Consider the following 18,424-nt stretch of genomic DNA (forward strand, 5'->3'; position numbering starts at 1 on the left):
GTACCCGCGGAGGAAGCTCACGAAGCGGGCGCTTAAGCATTCCTTCACGACGAACTTCATTAAACCTCTCACAAGGGCTCAAGGTCATGAGATCTGTTGTCATCACCGGCGCGTCCACCGGCATCGGCTGGGCCAGCGCCAAGCTGTTGCTCGACCGCGGCTTTCGCGTGTTCGGCAGCGTGCGCAAAGAGGCCGATGCCGACCGCCTCAGGCGCGAGTTCGGGGCAAACTTCACGCCATTGATCTTCGACGTCACCGATGAGGCCGCCGTGCTGGCCGCCGCGCGCGAGGTCCGGGGCGCCCTCAATGGCGAAACGCTCGCCGGCCTCGTCAACAATGCTGGCATTGCTGTCTCGGGCCCGGTGCTCGAACTCGCCGCCGACGAATTCCGCCGCCAGATGGAGGTCAATTTCATCGGCCCGATCATTGCGACCCAGGCTTTCGGGCCGCTGCTCGGCTCCGATCCGGCCCTGAAGGGACCGAAGGGACGGATCGTGATGATGTCCTCGGTCGCCGGCAGGAACGAGAATCCGATGACCTCGGCCTATTCCGCCTCCAAGCACGCGATCGAGGGGCTGTCGGAGAGCCTGCGCCGCGAACTGATGCTGTTCGGAATCGACGTCATCATCATTGCGCCGGGCGCGGTAAAGACGCCGATCTGGGACAAGGCCAAGGAGGTCGATATCTCCGCCTACAAAAACTCGCCGTATTTTCCGGCGCTGGAGAAAACCCGCGCCTTCATGCTCGCCATTGGCGCGACCGGATTGCCGGCCGAGACAATTGCCGAAAAAGTGTTCGGGGCATTGACGCTGCCGAACCCCAAGGTGCGCTACATGATCGCGCCGGATCCGATGCGGCAGTTCATGGCGGCGGTGTTGCCCAAGCGCACCCTCGATCGGATCATCGCCAAGCGCCTCGGGCTGACGCCGCAGGGATGAGCATGATCGGAAGAATGGCGCTTGGCGCCGCTGTGATGCTTGCGCTGGGCTTAATCGCCCATGCCGGCGATCAGGGCGACCCCGAACAATCCTGCGACGGTAACACCTACCAGATGGTCGAATGCCTGAAGGCCAAGACGGCGCAATGGGACAAGCGATTGAACATCGCTTACCAGAAGGCGCTGCAGGATGCGGTGCCGGCGCAGCGCGATCCGTTGCGCGCCGCGCAGCGGCTGTGGATCCAGTATCGCGACGCCAATTGCCTGTATTACGGGATGGGCGAGGGCACCATCGCGCGGCTCGACGCCGGCGAATGCATGCGCAGCATGACGGAAGCGCGCGCCAAAGAGCTCGAAGGCCTCGGCCACCGGTGACGACGGGAAAGAGCAGAGCGGAGCTGACGCAAATCGCCGACGACGCGCTTCGCAGCCAGCCGGGATGCGAAACGGCGTCCGTGCCCGCCGTGCGCGGGCTTCCCAACATTCGCGAGGGCCGCAACTGGGAAATCCCCAATGTCGTTCTCGGCGACAGCCTGATCAGCGACGTCGACCGCGCCGTCATGTCAGTGCATCGCCGGCTGGGGCGGAAATACCACCTGCTTGCGGGCGACTAGTTTCGTTCGTGCTCGCTAACCGAGTAATATGATAGGGCTAGAGAGGGACCTCAGCTCTGGAGCCTCACGTGCGAATCTTGATAGCGCTGCTTCTGTCGTTCGTCACCAGTGCGCATGCCGATGACCGCGGGCTCTTGCCCGGCCTGATCAGCGCGCCCATGCTGTTGCCTGTCAGGATTTCCGGCAACGATTTGACGCTGGACAGCTACGTCATTCGCCCGGATCGTCCCGGCCGATTTCCGTTGGTGATTATGACTCATGGCACCCCAGGCGGATGGGACGACGCGTTCTTCCGCAATATAGCCAGACGTACTCCCACTACCTTCAACGCACCGGCCGTCGCCCTGGCCCAGCGTGGCTATGCGACCTTGTCCATCATGCGTCGTGGCTTCGGCCTGTCCGGAGGGGGCTATTCCGAGGAACTGCTAAGGCCCTGTGACTACCTTGCGGCCGAGCGCGTTGCTGCGGATGATATCGTTGTGGCGATTGCGACGGCCCGACGTGAGTCCTGGGTCGACCCTGACCACATCCTGCTGCTCGGCCACTCGACCGGCGGACTAGCCGTGCTCGCCGTAGCGGAGCGAAACCCCGTGGGAGTGGTGGGCATTCTGAACTTCGACGGCGGTTACCGCTCGATGGCCAAGCCGGGCGAAGCCTGTAGCCCTGATCGTCTCGTCGGCACGGTGGCGGCTCTCGGCCGCACCGCCCGTGTGCCCGCGCTCTGGCTCTATGCCGAAAATGACCGATCATATAGTCCCGAGTTGGCGCACCAGATGCTCGCCGCATACACGGCCGGCGGCGCGCCAGCGCGATTGCAAATCCTGCCGCCCTTTGGAGCAGACGGTCACGACCTCATCATCAGGGCTGCGGCAGACACTTGGCTCCCCGTGGTCGAGACGTTCCTTGCCGAGCTAAAGCTGCCGACCGCGGTTACAATCGATCTGCCGGAGCCTGCCCCGCTTCCCTCACCGGCAGGTCTTTCGCCCGCCTGCCAGAAGGCGTTTGCCGGCTACGTGACCACTCGCAGCGACACCAAGGCATTTGCTATTGATGACAAAGGAGGCTGTGGCTTGGCCCCCGCCAGCCGGACGGCTGCGGAAGCGCGCGACAAGTCCGTGGCGGAATGTCAAAGCAACAGCCCCGGCACAACGTGCCATGTATATGCTGTCGGCCAGCGCGTTGTCGAAAACTGAGCGACGCGATATGCGGCGACCGTCACAAGTCGCCTTACGATGCGTCTGAATCTGGCCCTTCGCGATATATGTTGCGCCAGCACACCAGCTTGGTCGCTTGGGGGTCTGGATCATCCGGTCCGCACGGTCCGTTGCGCCCGCGGCGCCATTGCGATCATCCGCAGCGCGAACACGGCCAGTAGCGGAATCAGGAACAGCGCGTAAAGCGGCATGTCGGGAATCCGCTTGCCGAACGACACCATGAACTGGAACAGCAGGTAGTAGCCGCCGGCGAGGTGCAGCCGGCGCCAGGCGCGTGCGCCGATCGCGGTTGCGGTGCGGTCGAACGAGGTCACGGTCATCGCGATGATGAAGGCGTAGCCGATGCCGCCGAAGATGTAGGACGCGATCGAGGTCGCCGCGGCGTAGCCTGCGGGATCCATCACCGCGAAGGCGGCGATCGCGACGGCGTGGATGGCATGCGAGGCCGCGAAGCTGACGCCGAGATAGCGGCGGTTGCGGCGCAGCCACCGGGTCCACGCGTTCGGCCACATCAGCGCCAGCGCTGCGGCCGAAAAGGCGAGGCAGAACAGCACCAGCGAGGTCCGTGCGGTGAAGCGGATCACCATCCGCACGCCCTCGACCTCAAAACCCCGCATGCCGGCGATCCAGATGCTTAAGGTTAGCAGGGTCAGCGAGAGCAGCGCGAACAGCCGCCAGCCATCGAACCAGTTTTGACGCGTCGGCATGTATTGCTCCCTTGATTGCCACTGTCATTGCGAGCCAACGGGTCGCGCGAATGCGCGCCCGATGACAGGCTCCGCGAAGCAATCCATCTCGCCAGCTCAAGAAAAATGGATTGCTTGTGCGCCCGCAATGACGCGGATGCACAATGTAATCATCAGTTACATTCGCTGTGCGGATCAGGTCAATCCGTGTAATCGGTGCTTACATTCACAAGACGGTGATGCTAGGAGAGGGCATGCGTCCAGCCGGCAAATCTTCCGCTGCCAAAACCGCCGCCGCCAAACCGCGCCGCCGCGTCGCGCGAGCGCCCGCTCCAAAGCCGTACCACCACGGCGATCTCCGGCGGGTCCTGATCGACGCCGCGCTGCAACTGGTCGGCGAAGGCGGGGCGGAGGCGGTCAGCGTCCGCGAGGCCGCCCGCCGCGCCGGCGTCTCGCCGGGAGCGCCGTTCCGGCATTTTCCGAGCCGCGACGCCCTGATGCAGGCGGTGGCGGAGGAGGCGCAGCGGCGGTTCCGTGCCGAGATCGAGGCGGCGCTTGCCGCGGCGCCGGCCGGCGATCCGCTCGGCCGCTTTCGCTGCCTCGGACTGGCCTATCTGCGCTGGGCGATGCGCAACCCGACCCATTTCGAGATCATTTCCAGCCGCCGCTTTTTCGATCATGACCGGGCGGCCGCCATCAGCCGCGACAATACCGAACTGATCGAGCTGACCGAACGCACGCTGGCGGAAGCCTTTGCGGCAGGCCAACTCCGGCCGGCGGACCTCAAGCAGGTCCAGATCGCCGGCCGGGCGCTGGTTTATGGCTTTGCCCGGATGAATATCGACGGCCATTTTCCGCGCTGGGGCGTCGCAGGCCCCGAGGCCGAGCAGACCGCCGAGGCCATCCTCGATCTCTTCATCGAGGGCATTGCCAAGCCCTGATGCCGTCATTCCGGGGCGATGCAAAGCATCGAACTATGGTGCGCAATTGCGCACCTGAGAATCTCGAGATTCCCCGATGTGCAATTGCACATCTGAGGTCTGGTCCTTCGGACCATCCCGGAATGACTACCCCGTAAGCGCCCCCGCAGCGGCAAATTCATTGCGCGTTCATGATGATTCCACTACGTTTTTATGACACGGCACAGGTTCCGGCTGGTCGTGCGTCTCCTGGTCTGTTGCCAGCCAAGGCTTTGTATTGCGCCGGGTCATGTTGCGTTGCCTCCCATGGCGCCCGCGCCAAATCCAGGGCCCTCCACTGCCACCCTTGTTGCCGGCTTAGCCGCCATTGGGTTCGGGCGGCTTTCGGCCGTCGCTGCACCGCACATGGCGGCGCTGGCGATCATGCTGCAGACCGAAGCCGATTTCGGCGGCCGCATGGGTTTTGTGCTGGCCTGGGGCATCCTGAACTTCTCCTTTATCGCGCTGCTGCGGCGCCCGGCGCTGTCGGGCGCGCTGTCGCTGACGCTGGTCGTGCTGCTGGTGCTGCTGTCGCGGCTCAAGCATGACGTCGTGCAGATGACCGCGAACTTCGTCGACCTGATGGTGATCGATCGCGATACCGCGGCCTACCTGTTCACGATCTTTCCGAACTTGCGCTGGAACGTGGTCGGCGCCGCGGTCGTCATTCTGCCGCTGATGTACGCGCTGTGGTGGCTCGATCCGTTCCGCATCCGCCGCCTGCCGGCGGCCGCGGGCCTGCTCGCCTGTCTTGCCGCGCTGACCGGGCAGGCCATGACCTGGCCGGACGAAGCCTGGCGCGGCTATTATGACGACGGCTATCTCTCCAAATTCGCCCGCTCGGGCGTCACGGCGGTTTCCGACTTTGCCAAATACGGCTTCATGGAATCGGAGGCCGTAACCGCCGAGCGGCTGAAGATGCCACTGATGGATTCGTGTCATGTCGCCGGCCGCCGCCCGCACATCATCATGATCCATGACGAGTCGAGCTTCGACATCCGTCAGGCCAGTGGCGTCAACGTGCCGCCGGGCTACGGCAGCCACTTCAAGTCCTTTGACGGCCGCGAGCGCAAATTCATGGCCGAAAGCAGCGGCGGCGCAAGCTGGATGGCCGAGTACAACGTGCTGGCCGGCCTGTCGTCGCGCTCGTTCGGCCGCTTCTCCTATTTCGTCACCCGCATCGCGTCGGGGCGGGTCGAGCGGGGACTGCCGCTGGCGCTGCGCCGCTGCGGCTATAACACCCTCTCGCTCTATCCGGCCTACGGCGCCTTCATGGGCGCGCGCGGCTTCCAGACCTCCACGGGCATCCAGCACTTCTATGATGCGCGCGATCTCGGCGCGAAGGGCATCGAGCCGGACAGCTTCTTCTACGACAAGGCCGTCAGGCTGATCGCCGAACAGCCGGCCAATACGCCGCTGTTCACCTTCGTCTATCTCGCCGCCAACCATTTCCCATGGGAAACCAAATTCCGCCCCGACCTGCTGCCGTCCTGGCGCAAGCCCGGCAACGCGCCGGTGGTCGACGAATATCTGCGCCGCCAGACCATGAGCGCCGGCGACTATGCGGGCTTCGTCGCCAGCCTGAAGAAGAAATTCCCGGCGCAGCCGTTCCTGATCGTTCGCTACGGCGACCATCAGCCGGAGTTCTCGTCGAACCTGCTGGATCCCGGCCTGGACGAGGCCAGGCTTGCCCGCAAGTTCGACACCTACGACCCGCGCTACTTCACCACTTATTACGCGATCGACGCCATCAATTTCGAGCCGGTGCAGAGTTCTGCGATTATGGACAGGATCGACGCGCCCTATCTGCCGTTGGTAATCCAGGAAGCCGCCGGCATTCCGCTCGACCCGTCCTTCGAGGAGCAAAAGAACATCATGCTCCGCTGCAAGGGTGTATTCTACGCCTGCAAGGACGGCGCCGAGGCGCGCAGGTTCAACCGGTTATTGATCGAGGCAGGTTTCATCAAGGGGCTTTGAGGACGCCGATATGGCAGCCGTTGCGGGACCCGGAATGAGCGAAAGCACCCTCGCAGGATCGTGCGGCGCCGGATTCTTTGCTCTCGCTGGCCTGATCGTTGCTGTCCATCTCGCGGGGCTCGTGGTCCTGCTGACCACCGAATATGGGCCGTTTGCGATCACGCTGTCCGTGCTGGCGTGGGTGTTCGTGAACTGCTTCCTGCTGGTGGTGCTGCAGCGGCCCGGAATCTGCGCCGCACTTGCGCTCGTCTTCATCGTGATCCTGATCACGCTGTCGCGCTTCAAGTTCGGAATCCTGCAGTTAACGCTGACATTCCTCGACTTCCTGATCATCGACCGCGATACTTTTTCGTTTCTGCTCTCGGTATTCCCGCGCTTGCAGATGCAGTTGATCGTGGCGGGGCTGGTTGCGGCTCCGTTGCTGTGGGCTCTCTGGCGTTTCGATCCGTTCCGCGTGCGCCGCCGCTTCGCGCTGACGGGCGTGGCGGCGACGGCCGCGCTGATCGCAGCGATGGCGGTTGCATCGCCGGAGCAGGCATGGGAGCCGTTCCAGGGCGTCAATCATATTTCCAATCTGGCGCGCTCGGGCGTGGTGGCGGTGTCGCGGCTGGCGTCGACCGGATGGATCGAAGCCGATCCGCCGGCGAACGGCCCGCTCAGCCTCGCGCGGGACGCCCGCGCCGCCGGGCTGCCTGGGATACCATCAGGCGAGGCGTGCGATGCCACGGCAAAGCGGCCGCACATCATCATGCTGCTCGACGAGTCGAGCTTCGACGTGACCTCGGCGCCCGGCATCAAGGTGCCGGCCGGCTACACCGATTATTTCAAGTCGAGCGACGGCAAGCAGCGGACCATGATCGCGGAATCGACCGGCGGCCCGACTTGGTACACCGAATTCAACGTGCTGACCGGCCTGTCGGCGCGCTCGTTCGGCGATCTGAAGTTTTACGTTACCCGGATCGCCGCCGGCCGGGTGACGCGCGGACTGCCGCAGGCCCTGCAGCGCTGTGGCTACAAGACGATCTCGCTCTATCCGACCTATGGCGACTTCCTCAGCGCGCGCGCCTTCCAGAAGGGCACAGGCGTCGAGCAGTTCATCGACATGGCGGATATGGGCCTGAACGAGGACATGCAGCCCGACAAGTTCTATTTCGATCAGGCCTTGAAGGTGTTTGAGCGCGAGCAGCCGCAGCAGTCGCCGATCTTCATGTTCGTGTATCTCACCGCCAATCATTTTCCATGGTGGAACGTCTACCGGCCCGATTTGACGCCGAACTGGACCCCGCTGGGAAATGCGGCGGAGACCGACGAATACATTCGCCGTCAGACCATGACGGCAAATGACTATCGCGAGTTTACCGAGCGGCTGAAGCGCGACCATCCGGATCAGCCGTTTCTGGTGCTGCGTTTCGGTGATCATCAGCCGGCGATCTCGCAAAAGCTAATCGAGCCCGGGATCGATCAGGCGTCGCTGGGGAAGCGGTTGATGACCGCCGATCCGCGCTACTTCTCCACCTACTATGCGGTTGACGGCATCAACTACCGGCCCGACCTGTCATCGGCGCTTGAAACTCTCGATGCGGCGTATATCCCGATCGTGCTCCAGGAAGCCGCCGGCATTCCGCTGGATACGTCGTTTGCAGAACAGAAGAGCATCATGCTCCGCTGCAAGGGCACGTTCTACGCCTGCAGGAAAGGCGCGGAAGCGCGCCGGTTCAACCGCCTGCTGATCGACGCCGGCATGATCAAGGGGCTGTGAGGTTCTCTCTCCGTCATGGCCGGGCTTGACCCGGCCATCCACGTCCTTTGCCCGCGGCCTATCGCCGTCATTGCGAGCGAAGCGAAGCAATCCATCTTGCCGCGCGGGGATAGATGGATTGCTTCGTCGCTTTGCTCCTCGCAATGACGGTGGGCTCCTACTTCTTCTCCACCTTCTCCCACAGCCACTGCGCCACCGCGTCCGGCGAGCTCGTGGCGTCATTGCCGGCGGCGCGCAGATTGGCCTCGCGCATGGTGGCGATGTCGATCTTTCCGAGCAGCGGCGCGAGCGCCTTGCGCAAGCCCTCGTCATTGGCGCGCCTCGGCGCCAGCAGCATCATTGCGTCGTAGGGCGGGATCGCGCGCCTGACGTCGCCCAGAACAACCAGATCGTATTTCGCGATCAGCCCGTCGCTGGTGTAGCCGGCGATCACGTCGACTTCGCCGGAGGCCACCGCCGCATACATGAAGTCCGGCTGCATCTGCCGCTGGCCGCGGAACGACAGGCCGTAGGCCTTGCGCAGCGCGGTCCATTCGGGGCGCGAGAAGAATTCATAGTCGCCGGCGATCGACATGCTCGCCGCGCGCGAGGCGAGGTCGGCGATGGTGCGGATGCCCAATTGCTCGGCGCGCTTGCGCGGCATCACCAGCGCATAGGCGTTCTCGAAGCCGAGTTCGCCCAATAGCGTGATGTTCTGCTTCGCCAGCATCGTCTTCAGTTCGGCCAGCAGCACCTCTCGCGGCCTGATGTCGTTGCGGTGGAACTGGTTGGCCCACAGCGTGCCGGAATAGTCGACATAGACGTCGATATCGTTGCTCGCCAGCGCCTCGAAGATCACGTTGGAGCCGAGGCCTTCGCGCGTCGTCGCGGGAAGCGAGGCTGCTTTCAGCCGCTGCGCCATCAATGCCGACAGCACATATTGCTCGGTGAAGGTTTTGGCGCCGACGATGTAGTTGGTCTGCGAGCGCAACATCGTGGGCACCAGCGTGGCCGCAACAAGCGCCGCAATTCCGGCGCCGCCCAGCGCCGCACGCAGGCGGCTGCGGTTGCGCAAGCCGGTTTCGATCAGCGCCAGCAATTGATCGACGGCCAGCGCCAGCACCGCGGCGGCAAGGCAGCCGAACAGCACGAACACCCAGTTCTGGGTCTGCAGCCCTGCAAAGATGTAGTTGCCGAGGCTGGTCTGGCCGATCGGCGTCGATAGTGTCGCGGTGCCGATCACCCAGACCGCGGCTGTGCGGATGCCCGCCATCATCACCGGCAGCGCCAGCGGTAATTCCACCGTGAACAGCGATTGCCGCGGCGTCATGCCGACGCCCTGCGCCGCTTCCAGGATCGCGGGCTCCACGCCCTGCAAGCCGGTGATGGTGTTGCGCAGCACCGGCAGCATCGAATAGAGCGCGAGCGCCAGCACCGCCGGCAGGAATCCGAACGCAGAAAAGCCAAAGCCGAACCACGACAGCGAGAGCGCCGCGAGCGCCAGCAGCAGCGGATAGAATAGCGCCAGCAGCGCCAGTCCCGGCACCGTCTGCACGATGCCGGCGAGCCCGAGCAGCGCGCCGCGCAGCACCGGCCGGTGACGCGAGAGGATGGCGAGCGGCAGGCTGACGAGTAAGCCCAGCGCCAGCGCGGTGACGCTGACGCGGACATGACTGCCGAGATAGTCGGGCAAATGGCCCAACGCTTCCGCCCAGCGCGGATCGGTGAAGAGGCTCATGCCGCACCGTCCGGCGGCAGCAAGGCGCCGAGCCGTTCGGCCTGCCGCCGCGGCGTGCGCAGCAGTTCGCCGACGTAAGCGTCGCCGCTGTCGGAAAGCTTCGATGGTGTGCCCTGCGCCAGCAGCCGGCCGCCTCCCATCACCGCGATGCGGTCGGCGAGCAGGATGGCTTCGGTCATGTCATGGGTGATCATGACCGTGGTCAGGCCGAGCGTGCGATGCAGCTCGCGAAAATCGTCGCCGAGCGCATCGCGGGTGAGCGGATCGAGCGCGCCGAACGGCTCGTCCATCAGCACGATGCGCGGTTTTGCGGCAAGCGCGCGCGCCACGCCGACGCGCTGGCGCTGGCCGCCGGAGAGTTCGTGCGGCAGCCGGTCGCGGTATGGGGCGCGGTCGAGCCTGACAAGGTCGAGCAGCTCATCCACCCGCGCGGAAATCTCGGCGGGCGGCGCGCCCGTTAGTCTCGGCGTGATGCCGATATTGTCGGCGACGGTCAGATGCGGAAACAGCCCGCCGCTCTGGAACACATAGCCGATCCGCCGCCGCAGCAGGATCGGATCGACCTGACGCACGTCCTCGCCTTCGACAGTAATCGAGCCTGAGTCGGCTTCGATCAGCCGGTTGGCGAGCCGCAACAGCGTTGTCTTGCCCGAGCCCGAGCCGCCGACGATGGCCAAAAATTCGCCCTCCGCGACCTCGAGCGAGACGTCGTCGACGGCGACCACGCGGCCATCGTCGAAGGTCTTGCCGACATGGGCATAGGCGATCAGTGGCGTAGTCGGCATTCGGTGCGGTCCCAACCCTTGGCTGTTCCTGGCGGATACAGTGATAGCCGATAAATGGCCGGCCGCGAATGAGTCCCGCGCTGAAGCAAGCCCGATTTCAGACAGCTGACAGGGGTTTCAGCGCGAGAACACGGTCTTCAACTGCACCAGGAATGTCACCAGCCACGCGCACGCATACATGCCCGCGAGACCAAGCGCCGTTCGGCGATCGATCAAGGACAGGCCTGTCCACCACCATATCCGGTAGAGCCATAGTCCTGCCGTGGCTACGCCAAGCAGGCAGACCAGCATCTTGAGAAAGGACGAGTTCGCGACACCTAAAGCGCCAAACAAAAGTGTCGCTGGAACGAGAAACATGGTGCAGGCGGATATCAAAGTCTCGTTCATGGCTCCTCAAGACATCTACGAATCGCAGGCTGGATATGCAGTTTGCAGCAACCCGTACCCTTCTGGAAGGGACACCGATTCGACTACCTCGCGCCGCGTTAATGTCCAACGACCGCCCGCGGAGTAGACAAGCTTCGCGGGCGCGGTCGACGCGCGGCTGCCTGGAGTATGCCGGATTGAAGCTTCAGTCCTGGATCGTCGCTCGCTTGATCCGGTCCCCCGCGCTTGCTCAGCTTTTGGGGTCAGGCAACACCAGCACAGCGAAGCCGATCTCTATTGGCCGGTGCTAACCCTTCTTCGGTGACCAGCCATAGGCCTTGGCGCAGGCACCTCCCATCAGCATTGCCCGCTCGGTGTCGCTCAGCCGGTCTGTCTTGAGGAAGGGCTCGACGGCCTGCTCGTAGTTGACGACTGCGAACGCGCGCGTCCAATCCGTGCCCCACAGGCAGCGATCGAAACCCCAGGCATCGAATACGCGGGCAAGCGGGTCCCAAATGTCCGGGAAGGGATACGGCTCCCGCGAAAGCGTACAGGCGCCGCTGACCTTGATCACGGCGTTTGGGCGCTTGGCGAGTGCCAGCACCTTCGGGAGGTCGGCCCAGGGCTGGGGCGGCGCAGGCGATACGCGTGGCTGCAAGATGCCCAGATGGTCGATGATGAATCGCGTGTCGGGATGGCGGTCGATCAGCGCAGTGCCCGCGTCCAGATTGTCCCAGCACAGGATGTTGAGTGGAAAGTCGTAACGAACGGCCGCGCGCGCAATCCGGTCGAGGCCGGGATCATCAGTCGCGCGCTTCTCCTCCTTCCTCAGCATGATGCGGATTCCGACCGCGCCCGGCGTCTTCTTCCAGTCGGCGACGACATCGGCCACATCAGGATCATCAGGGTCGACCGGCTTGACGATGGCGAGCCGGCCGGGATGGGCCCGCTGCACTTCGACGGCGTAGCTGGCGTCGTAGCGGTACAAGGAAAAGGCGGAGATGAAGATCGCGCCGTCGACGCCGACCTTGTCCATCGCCGCCACCATCTCGTCACCCGTGACGTGATTCGGCCAGTTCGGCACGCTGTGCCAAGGTCGCTTCGGTGTGTTCGCCTCATAGGCGTGGACCTGGGAGTCGATAATCGTCATCGGATCAGTTTCCCTTGCGCAGCGATCAGGTTGATCAGGCCACGACCTCAATCGCCTTGCCGTTGACGCGGGTCTCGCCCTTCAAATTGTCGACCGTCACGTATGTGTCGTACCAGGTGAGGCGAGGCCGGACCCCAAAGCGCTCGGTCAAGTCCGCGATGCGCGCCTCTGTAAACCAGGCTTCCGCCGATTCACGGCTGTCCCAGAGATAAACGCCGCCGGTGCCATTTTCACCATTCAGGTAGTCCTTTCGGATCAATCCTTTCCTGGCGAGGCCGCGATAGGTCGGCGCGGTCGAAGTGCCTCCTTTCACCGCCAGTTCCTCGGAGCGCTTCGGCAAATCGAACTGAACGACAACGATGCAATTGGGCATGGATGGTTCCTCCCGTCAGGCCGGCAATCATGCGCTGGATTTGGGTACACGGTCAAAGGCTGACCTCGCGGCGACGACCGCTTCTGGCGCAAGGCGGCCATTCCGCAAGCGAACCGGAAGCAGTTGCGCTGGAGGCGTGCACCCAGATTTGAATCGCGTCGCAACAGCCGGCCGTCTATGGTGTGTTGATGTCACGCCTCGTGTTTCTGTCGATTGCTATCGTCCTGTCGCTGCTGCCGGTCGTCGCGCCGGCGGCGCCGGTTCATAAACGTCCGGCGCCACGCTGGCACGGCTATGGCTTCCTGCCGGGCTATCAACAACCACCGAATAACAGCCTTCCAGCTTACAAGCAGAAAGCTGTGGTTTCGCGCATGGCGCGGAACAACCGGCGTCCCTGGTATATCGATCCAATCCCGAGTTATTACGGGTACGATGGCGACTGGCACTATTTCGGCCGGCCCGGCTTTTACGGTGGTCGCTACAATGGCGGCAGCTTCGGCCCTTGCTGGACGCGGACGCCGATCGGGCCGATCTGGAATTGCGGCTGATCAAGCTGTCGATAAGACCGCGCGCCTGTGCATTGTGCTTTTGCATCGTTCGGCCTCATTATGCGTCCTTGATACAGTTCGGGAACGACGCCCGCAGCGTATCCAGGGAGGACAGACATGACAGTTTCGACGGAACGCGCAGTCTTGGCCGGCGGCTGCTTCTGGGGTGTGCAAGATCTGCTACGCCGCTATCCCGGCGTGATTTCAACCAGGGTGGGCTACACCGGCGGCGAGGTGCCAAACGCGACCTATCGCAACCACGGCAATCACGCCGAAGCCATTGAGATCACCTTCGACCCGCAGACCATCAGCTATCGCAAGCTGCTGGAATTCTTTTTCCAGATCCATGATCCCTCGACGCTGAACCGCCAGGGCAACGACCGGGGCGCGAGCTACCGCTCGGCCATCTTCTACACCAGCGAGGAGCAGAAGCGGGTCGCGGAAGACACCATCGCCGATGTCGATGCTTCCGGCCTTTGGCCGGGCAAGGTTGTCACCGAAGTGGCTCCTGCCGGACCGTTCTGGGAGGCCGAGCCCGAGCATCAGGATTATCTGGAAAAATATCCTGACGGCTACACCTGTCACTTCATTCGGCCGGAATGGACGCTGCCGCATCGGGCGGAGAAAGCTGCAACAGGCGCGAGCGGAGTTTCGGCCGCATGACAAAAGCCTCCGATCTGCTGGTGGCCGCCCTTGAGAACGAGGGCGTCCGGTACATCTTCGCCATTCCCGGCGAGGAAAATCTCGACGTGCTGGAGTCGCTGCGGCGCTCGAAGATCAAGCTGGTATTGACGCGGCACGAACAGGCGGCCGGCTTCATGGCGGCCACCTACGGGCGTCTCACCGGGCGCGCGGGCGTCTGCCTGACGACGCTGGGTCCCGGTGCGCTCAATCTGACGACGGCTGCGGCCTACGCGCATCTGGGCGCGATGCCGATGGTCATGATCACAGGACAGAAGGCGATCCGCAGCAGCCGCCAGGCGCGCTTCCAGATCGTCGACATCGTTGCGACCATGCGGCCGCTCACCAAGATGGCGACGCAGATCGTCTCCGCGCAGAGTATTCCGACCCTGGTTCGCGACGCCTTCCGGGTCGCGCAGCAGGAGCGGCCGGGCCCCGTGCATCTCGAACTGCCCGAGGATATCGCGGCCGACGAAACCGCGGCCGACATCGTTCCCCCGCATGTCGTCGAGCTTCCGGTCGCGCCTGCAGCGGCCATCGAGCGCGCCGCAACCATGATCATGGCTGCCCATAGGCCGCTCGTCATGCTGGGCGCCGCGGCGAGCCGGCCCCAACTCGCCGAGCCGCTGTCGGCGTTCGTGCGACGATGCAGGATTCCATTCTTCAACACCCAGATGGGGAAGGGCGCGGTCAATGCCGGCTCCAATCTCTATATGGGCACGGCCGCGCTGTCGGAGCGGGATTGGGTTCACGAGGCGATCGACCAGACCGATCTGATTATTTCGATCGGCCACGACACCGTCGAGAAGCCGCCTTTCCTGATGGGCCATGATGGACCGCAGGTTATCCATGTCGGCGCCACGCCGGCGACGGTGGAACAGGTCTACTTCCCGCAGGCGGAGATCATAGGCGATGTCGGCGCGAGCCTCACGAGCCTGGCCGATCGCCTCGAAGGCAACCTCCCCAATGGTCAGGCATTGCTGGGTTTGCGGGAAGGGATCCTTGCCCACCTCGCCGAGCGGTCGACGGAGGATCGGTTTCCTCTGACGCCGCAGCGCATCGTGCACGACGTCCGCCAGGTCATGCCGCCCGACGGCATCGTTGCCCTCGACAACGGCATGTACAAGATCTGGTTCGCCCGCAACTATCGCACCAGCGTCGCCAACACGCTGCTGCTCGACAACGCGCTGGCGACCATGGGTGCGGGTCTTCCTTCGGCGATCGCAGCATCGCTGATCCACCCGGACAGGCGCGTGCTCGCCGTCTGCGGCGACGGCGGCTTCATGATGAATTCGCAGGAGCTTGAGACGGCCGTGCGGCTCAAGCTGAATCTCGTCGTGCTCGTGCTCGAGGATCGAGCCTACGGCATGATCCGATGGAAACAGGAAGTCGACGGATTTTCCGACTTCGGTCTCGACTTCGGCAATCCTGATTTCGTCGCCTATGCGAAGTCATACGGCGCCAAGGGCACCCGCGTCGGCAAGGTCTCGGAGCTCTCGACGATGCTGGAAGCTGCTTTCAGCGAGGGCGGCGTACATCTCGTCGTAGTACCCGTCGATTACAGCGAGAACATGCGCGTACTTGTCAACGAGTTACCCCCGGTAGTCCAGGCCAAATGAAAAGCCCTGCGTCGGTCTCGTGCGCGAAAGCTTATTTGCGACCACGTCGTGCGGCCAAATTCGTTCCAAAGCCGGATATGACAAACGGCGCTTATGGAGGAAAGCAGACGCTCGGCAAGTGCGGTGTCACTGTTTCCGGCGGCCCGCGATGACATCACGATACAGGGCGGCGTAGCGGCTTGCCCGATTGCGCCATGATACATCCGTCGACATGCCATTGTGCTGCAACCTTCGCCAGGCTTGCTGGTCGTGCCACAAGATATTGGCTCGGTGCAGGGCGTCAGCGAGAGCTTCGGCCGTGACTGGCCCAAACTTGAAGCCGGTTGCAGCGCCACCGGCTGTGTCGGCCTCTTTCACGTCAATGACAGTATCGGCAAGGCCGCCGACCTGCGATACGATCGGGATAGCGCCATATCGCAAGGCGCAAAGCTGGGTCAAGCCGCATGGTTCGAAGCGTGACGGCACGACGAGGGCGTCCGCGCCGGCCTGAATGAGATGGGCGAGAGCTTCGTCGTAGCCGATCACAACCGCTATCCGGCCCGCGTTCGCTTTTGCGGCCGCCTGATAGCGATCCTGAAGATCCGGATCTCCGCTCCCGAGCAAGGCCAATTGCATCCCTTCGCCGAGGATCGTCGGGACGTTCTCGAGAAGGATATCCAGTCCCTTCTGCCAGGACAGTCGGCTCACCACGCCCAGCAGCAGGGCGTTTGGGGATGGATCAAGACCAAGCCGGTGCTGGAGGGTCAATTTATTCGTCGCACGGGACTCCAGCTCTGTCGCGCTGAAACGAATGGCGATGTCGGGATCGGTTTCGGGGTTCCAGACGGAAATATCAATGCCGTTGAGGATGCCGCTCAAGACCTGTGATCGTTCGCGCAGCAACCCACCCAGGCCCATGCCTCCCTCATCTGTCTGAATCTCGCGCGCATAGGTCGGCGAAACCGTGGTGATGCGATCCGAAAATTGCAGGCCCGCTTTCAGGAAGCTGATCGTACCGTAGTATTCGACGCCGTGAATCGCAAAAGACTCAGGTGGTAGGCCGAACGCATCGAGCATTTCATACGGAAACTGCCCCTGGTAGGCCAGATTGTGAACCGTCATCACGGTGGCGGGCCGGGGACGATTGGCATAGTGCAAATAGGCGGGCGCAAGTCCGGCCTGCCAATCATGGGCGTGCACGACATCAGGCACGAACGACGGAATGGCGCCCTGGCCGATTTCGGCCGCCATCCGCGAAAGCGCGGCAAAGCGCACGCCGCTGTCCGGCCAATCCTTGCCGTCCGGGGTGACGTAGGGGTTGCCGGGCCGCGCAAAGAGATGCGGCGCATCGAGGACGAGCAAGTCGAGGTTCCCATGCGAGCCACCGAGCAGGCGGACTGGTCCGCCAAAAAAATGCGGCGCATGGAGGAGCTCCTCCGCTTCTGGAAGCGCCTTGATGACATCGGGATATCCCGGCACCAGGGTCCGCGTTTCGATGTCGTACGCTCGCAACGCGGTCGGGAGCGCGCCGACGACGTCGGCAAGGCCCCCCGTCTTGACGATCGGATAGATTTCGGAGGCGACCGCAAGAACGCGAAGCGACGTCATGCATCGAGCCTGTCGATCATCGGCTGCGTAATGAGAGTGATGCCGTGCGGGGTGGTTCGAAACCGTTTCGCATCGAGTTCGGGATCTTCGCCAACAACGAGACCTTCCGGGATTCGAACGCCGCGATCGATCACGACATTCTTCAACCGCGCACGCCGGCCCACATTCACGTAAGGCATGACGACGGCATTTTCCACGTTTGCATACGAATTGACGTGCACCCCGGTGAAAAGCAGGGAGCGGCGCAATGCGGCGCCAGATATGATGCATCCCCCGGAGACAAGCGAAGTCACCGCCTGTCCGCGCCGCTCATCCTCATCGTGAACAAATTTGGCGGGAGGCGTGATCTCCGCATGGGTCCAGATCGGCCATGCACGGTCGTAAATATCGAGCTCGGGGACGACGTCGGTGAGGTCAATGTTGGCGGCCCAGTAGGCATCCACGGTGCCCACGTCCCGCCAATAGGCCCGTGGATCGTCGTCGGACCTGACGCAGGAGGTGGAGAATTGGTGCGCCACCGCCCGGCCGTTCTTTACGAGGTAAGGAATCACGTCCTTGCCGAAATCATGGCTCGAATTCGGGTCGTTCGCGTCACGCCGCAACTCGTCGAACAGGAATTTCGAATCGAATACATAGATCCCCATGCTGGCCAATGACTTGTCGGGTTTGCCGGGCATCGGCGGCGGATCGGCCGGCTTCTCGAGAAAGGACAGGACGATGCCATTGTCGTCCACGTGCATGATCCCGAAGCCGCTCGACTCCGCGCGCGGCATCTCCAGGCAGCCGATGGTGACGTCGGCGCGTTGCTCGACATGCTGCTTCAGCATGCGTTCGTAGTCCATCTTGTAGATATGATCTCCGGCGAGAAGCACGATGAATCTGGCATCGTGCGACTCGATGATGTCGATGTTCTGATAAACGGCGTCAGCCGTTCCGAGGTACCAGTTCGTCTCCGAGACGCGCTGGCTCGCCGGCAGGATATCGAAACTCTCGTTCCGCTCCGGACGAAAGAAGTTCCAGCCCATTTGCAGATGCCTGATCAGGCTGTGAGCCTTGTATTGGGTTGCAACCGCGATCCGGCGAATTCCGGAGTTCACCGCGTTGGAGAGGGCAAAATCGATGATGCGCGATTTTCCGCCGAAATACACCGCCGGCTTGGCGCGCTTGTCGGTAAGCTCCAGGAGCCGGCTTCCGCGACCGCCCGCAAGAACGAAGGCGAGGGCATGGCGTGAGAGTGGTTCGTTCATGATCGCGGCCATTTTGTCCCTCCCTGGAACCACAACGCATGCCCCCGAAACCTTCTCTTATCCGGAAGGCAGGATCGAGGACCACGGGCAGATAGTAGCGGGACAAAAGGTTGATCGGAAAGTGGTATATAAGACGGCTGAATTGCTGAAGCTTGGTCCCTCTACGGAAGTCGGTGTTTGCCTGGTTCGCTGTTCCACCGAGTCG

Annotated in this window: 18 protein-coding genes; 10 read left to right on the plus strand and 8 right to left on the minus strand. The window is 63.2% G+C overall.

Features of this window, described 5'->3' with window-relative positions; translation table 11 throughout:
• The first annotated feature begins 86 nt into the window (after nt 1-86).
• The 4 genes from V1293_RS32325 to V1293_RS32340 all read left to right on the plus strand — a co-directional run bounded on the left by V1293_RS32325 (nt 87) and on the right by V1293_RS32340 (nt 2,744).
• Complete coding sequence (locus V1293_RS32325; protein ID WP_334515355.1) at nt 87-938, plus strand: SDR family oxidoreductase; 852 nt, start codon at nt 87-89, stop codon at nt 936-938.
• A gap of 2 nt (nt 939-940) precedes the next feature.
• Nucleotides 941-1,312 carry a lysozyme inhibitor LprI family protein gene (locus V1293_RS32330; RefSeq protein WP_334515356.1) on the plus strand — a complete coding sequence of 124 codons (372 nt, stop codon included), beginning with the start codon at nt 941-943 and terminating at the stop codon, nt 1,310-1,312.
• Nucleotides 1,309-1,551: a hypothetical protein gene (locus tag V1293_RS32335; RefSeq protein WP_334515357.1), complete on the plus strand. Its 243-nt coding sequence runs from the start codon at nt 1,309-1,311 to the stop codon at nt 1,549-1,551. The genes V1293_RS32330 and V1293_RS32335 overlap by 4 nt, the downstream gene beginning before the upstream one ends.
• 68 nt (nt 1,552-1,619) lie before the next feature.
• A complete protein-coding gene (locus tag V1293_RS32340) occupies nt 1,620-2,744 on the plus strand; it encodes an alpha/beta hydrolase family protein (protein WP_334515358.1) in 1,125 nt (374 codons plus the stop codon).
• A 110-nt stretch (nt 2,745-2,854) separates the two neighbouring features.
• Here the strand turns inward: V1293_RS32340 and V1293_RS32345 are convergent, their stop codons facing one another.
• Nucleotides 2,855-3,472, minus strand: a complete 618-nt coding sequence (locus V1293_RS32345; protein WP_334515359.1) for a hypothetical protein — start codon at nt 3,470-3,472, stop codon at nt 2,855-2,857.
• A gap of 233 nt (nt 3,473-3,705) precedes the next feature.
• On the opposite strand from V1293_RS32345, the gene V1293_RS32350 reads away from it, so the two are divergent.
• From V1293_RS32350 to V1293_RS32360, 3 genes are all read left to right on the plus strand, one after another.
• Nucleotides 3,706-4,392, plus strand: coding sequence for a TetR/AcrR family transcriptional regulator (locus V1293_RS32350; RefSeq protein ID WP_334515361.1), 687 nt, complete (start codon nt 3,706-3,708; stop codon nt 4,390-4,392).
• A 285-nt stretch (nt 4,393-4,677) separates the two neighbouring features.
• Complete coding sequence (locus V1293_RS32355; protein ID WP_334515363.1) at nt 4,678-6,387, plus strand: sulfatase-like hydrolase/transferase; 1,710 nt, start codon at nt 4,678-4,680, stop codon at nt 6,385-6,387.
• Between the two features lie 34 nt (nt 6,388-6,421).
• On the plus strand, nt 6,422-8,146 hold the full coding sequence (locus V1293_RS32360) for a sulfatase-like hydrolase/transferase (protein WP_334515365.1): 1,725 nt from the start codon (nt 6,422-6,424) through the stop codon (nt 8,144-8,146).
• Nucleotides 8,147-8,303: 157 nt separating this feature from the next.
• On the opposite strand, the gene V1293_RS32365 is transcribed toward V1293_RS32360, so the two are convergent.
• The 5 genes from V1293_RS32365 to V1293_RS32385 form a co-directional block, all read right to left on the minus strand.
• The gene (locus V1293_RS32365; protein ID WP_334515367.1) at nt 8,304-9,863 is read right to left on the minus strand and encodes an ABC transporter permease/substrate-binding protein; all 1,560 of its coding nucleotides are present in this window, start codon (nt 9,861-9,863) and stop codon (nt 8,304-8,306) included.
• Entirely contained in the window at nt 9,860-10,648 is a 789-nt protein-coding gene (locus V1293_RS32370; protein ID WP_334515369.1) for an ATP-binding cassette domain-containing protein, read from the minus strand. The genes V1293_RS32365 and V1293_RS32370 overlap by 4 nt, the downstream gene beginning before the upstream one ends.
• Nucleotides 10,649-10,765: 117 nt before the next feature.
• Nucleotides 10,766-11,035, minus strand: a complete 270-nt coding sequence (locus V1293_RS32375) for a hypothetical protein (protein WP_334515370.1) — start codon at nt 11,033-11,035, stop codon at nt 10,766-10,768.
• Nucleotides 11,036-11,321: 286 nt separating this feature from the next.
• Nucleotides 11,322-12,164, minus strand: a complete 843-nt coding sequence (locus V1293_RS32380) for an amidohydrolase family protein (protein ID WP_334515372.1) — start codon at nt 12,162-12,164, stop codon at nt 11,322-11,324.
• Between the two features lie 34 nt (nt 12,165-12,198).
• The gene (locus V1293_RS32385) at nt 12,199-12,537 is read right to left on the minus strand and encodes a monooxygenase (protein WP_334515374.1); all 339 of its coding nucleotides are present in this window, start codon (nt 12,535-12,537) and stop codon (nt 12,199-12,201) included.
• Nucleotides 12,538-12,725: 188 nt separating this feature from the next.
• On the opposite strand from V1293_RS32385, the gene V1293_RS32390 reads away from it, so the two are divergent.
• The 3 genes from V1293_RS32390 (at nt 12,726) to V1293_RS32400 (ending at nt 15,385) form a co-directional block, all read left to right on the plus strand.
• Nucleotides 12,726-13,085 (plus strand): hypothetical protein, encoded by a 360-nt coding sequence (locus tag V1293_RS32390; protein WP_334515376.1) that lies wholly within the window; start codon nt 12,726-12,728, stop codon nt 13,083-13,085.
• A 117-nt stretch (nt 13,086-13,202) separates the two neighbouring features.
• Entirely contained in the window at nt 13,203-13,748 is a 546-nt protein-coding gene (gene msrA, locus V1293_RS32395) for a peptide-methionine (S)-S-oxide reductase MsrA (RefSeq protein WP_334515379.1), read from the plus strand.
• Nucleotides 13,745-15,385 carry an acetolactate synthase large subunit gene (locus V1293_RS32400; protein WP_334515381.1) on the plus strand — a complete coding sequence of 547 codons (1,641 nt, stop codon included), beginning with the start codon at nt 13,745-13,747 and terminating at the stop codon, nt 15,383-15,385. Before msrA ends, V1293_RS32400 begins: the two co-directional genes overlap by 4 nt.
• Nucleotides 15,386-15,511: 126 nt before the next feature.
• Here the strand turns inward: V1293_RS32400 and glgA are convergent, their stop codons facing one another.
• On the minus strand, nt 15,512-16,972 hold the full coding sequence (glgA, locus tag V1293_RS32405; RefSeq protein ID WP_334515384.1) for a glycogen synthase GlgA: 1,461 nt from the start codon (nt 16,970-16,972) through the stop codon (nt 15,512-15,514).
• The gene (gene glgC, locus V1293_RS32410) at nt 16,969-18,231 is read right to left on the minus strand and encodes a glucose-1-phosphate adenylyltransferase (RefSeq protein WP_334515386.1); all 1,263 of its coding nucleotides are present in this window, start codon (nt 18,229-18,231) and stop codon (nt 16,969-16,971) included. Before glgC ends, glgA begins: the two co-directional genes overlap by 4 nt.
• Between the last annotated feature and the right edge of the window lie 193 nt (nt 18,232-18,424).

The organism is Bradyrhizobium sp. AZCC 1693, assembly GCF_036924745.1.
Classification (GTDB): domain Bacteria; phylum Pseudomonadota; class Alphaproteobacteria; order Rhizobiales; family Xanthobacteraceae; genus Bradyrhizobium.

What these genes read in the sequence shown, in the direction of transcription:
- V1293_RS32325 (WP_334515355.1), top strand. Translation starts at nt 87, where the DNA reads ATGAGATCTGTTGTCATCACCGGCGCGTCCACCGGCATCGGCTGGGCC.
- V1293_RS32330 (WP_334515356.1), top strand. Translation starts at nt 941, where the DNA reads ATGATCGGAAGAATGGCGCTTGGCGCCGCTGTGATGCTTGCGCTGGGC.
- V1293_RS32345 (WP_334515359.1), bottom strand. Translation starts at nt 3,472, where the DNA reads ATGCCGACGCGTCAAAACTGGTTCGATGGCTGGCGGCTGTTCGCGCTG.
- V1293_RS32350 (WP_334515361.1), top strand. Translation starts at nt 3,706, where the DNA reads ATGCGTCCAGCCGGCAAATCTTCCGCTGCCAAAACCGCCGCCGCCAAA.
- V1293_RS32355 (WP_334515363.1), top strand. Translation starts at nt 4,678, where the DNA reads ATGGCGCCCGCGCCAAATCCAGGGCCCTCCACTGCCACCCTTGTTGCC.
- V1293_RS32360 (WP_334515365.1), top strand. Translation starts at nt 6,422, where the DNA reads ATGAGCGAAAGCACCCTCGCAGGATCGTGCGGCGCCGGATTCTTTGCT.
- V1293_RS32365 (WP_334515367.1), bottom strand. Translation starts at nt 9,863, where the DNA reads ATGAGCCTCTTCACCGATCCGCGCTGGGCGGAAGCGTTGGGCCATTTG.
- V1293_RS32370 (WP_334515369.1), bottom strand. Translation starts at nt 10,648, where the DNA reads ATGCCGACTACGCCACTGATCGCCTATGCCCATGTCGGCAAGACCTTC.
- V1293_RS32375 (WP_334515370.1), bottom strand. Translation starts at nt 11,035, where the DNA reads ATGAACGAGACTTTGATATCCGCCTGCACCATGTTTCTCGTTCCAGCG.
- V1293_RS32380 (WP_334515372.1), bottom strand. Translation starts at nt 12,164, where the DNA reads ATGACGATTATCGACTCCCAGGTCCACGCCTATGAGGCGAACACACCG.
- V1293_RS32385 (WP_334515374.1), bottom strand. Translation starts at nt 12,537, where the DNA reads ATGCCCAATTGCATCGTTGTCGTTCAGTTCGATTTGCCGAAGCGCTCC.
- V1293_RS32390 (WP_334515376.1), top strand. Translation starts at nt 12,726, where the DNA reads ATGTCACGCCTCGTGTTTCTGTCGATTGCTATCGTCCTGTCGCTGCTG.
- msrA (WP_334515379.1), top strand. Translation starts at nt 13,203, where the DNA reads ATGACAGTTTCGACGGAACGCGCAGTCTTGGCCGGCGGCTGCTTCTGG.
- V1293_RS32400 (WP_334515381.1), top strand. Translation starts at nt 13,745, where the DNA reads ATGACAAAAGCCTCCGATCTGCTGGTGGCCGCCCTTGAGAACGAGGGC.
- glgA (WP_334515384.1), bottom strand. Translation starts at nt 16,972, where the DNA reads ATGACGTCGCTTCGCGTTCTTGCGGTCGCCTCCGAAATCTATCCGATC.
- glgC (WP_334515386.1), bottom strand. Translation starts at nt 18,231, where the DNA reads ATGGCCGCGATCATGAACGAACCACTCTCACGCCATGCCCTCGCCTTC.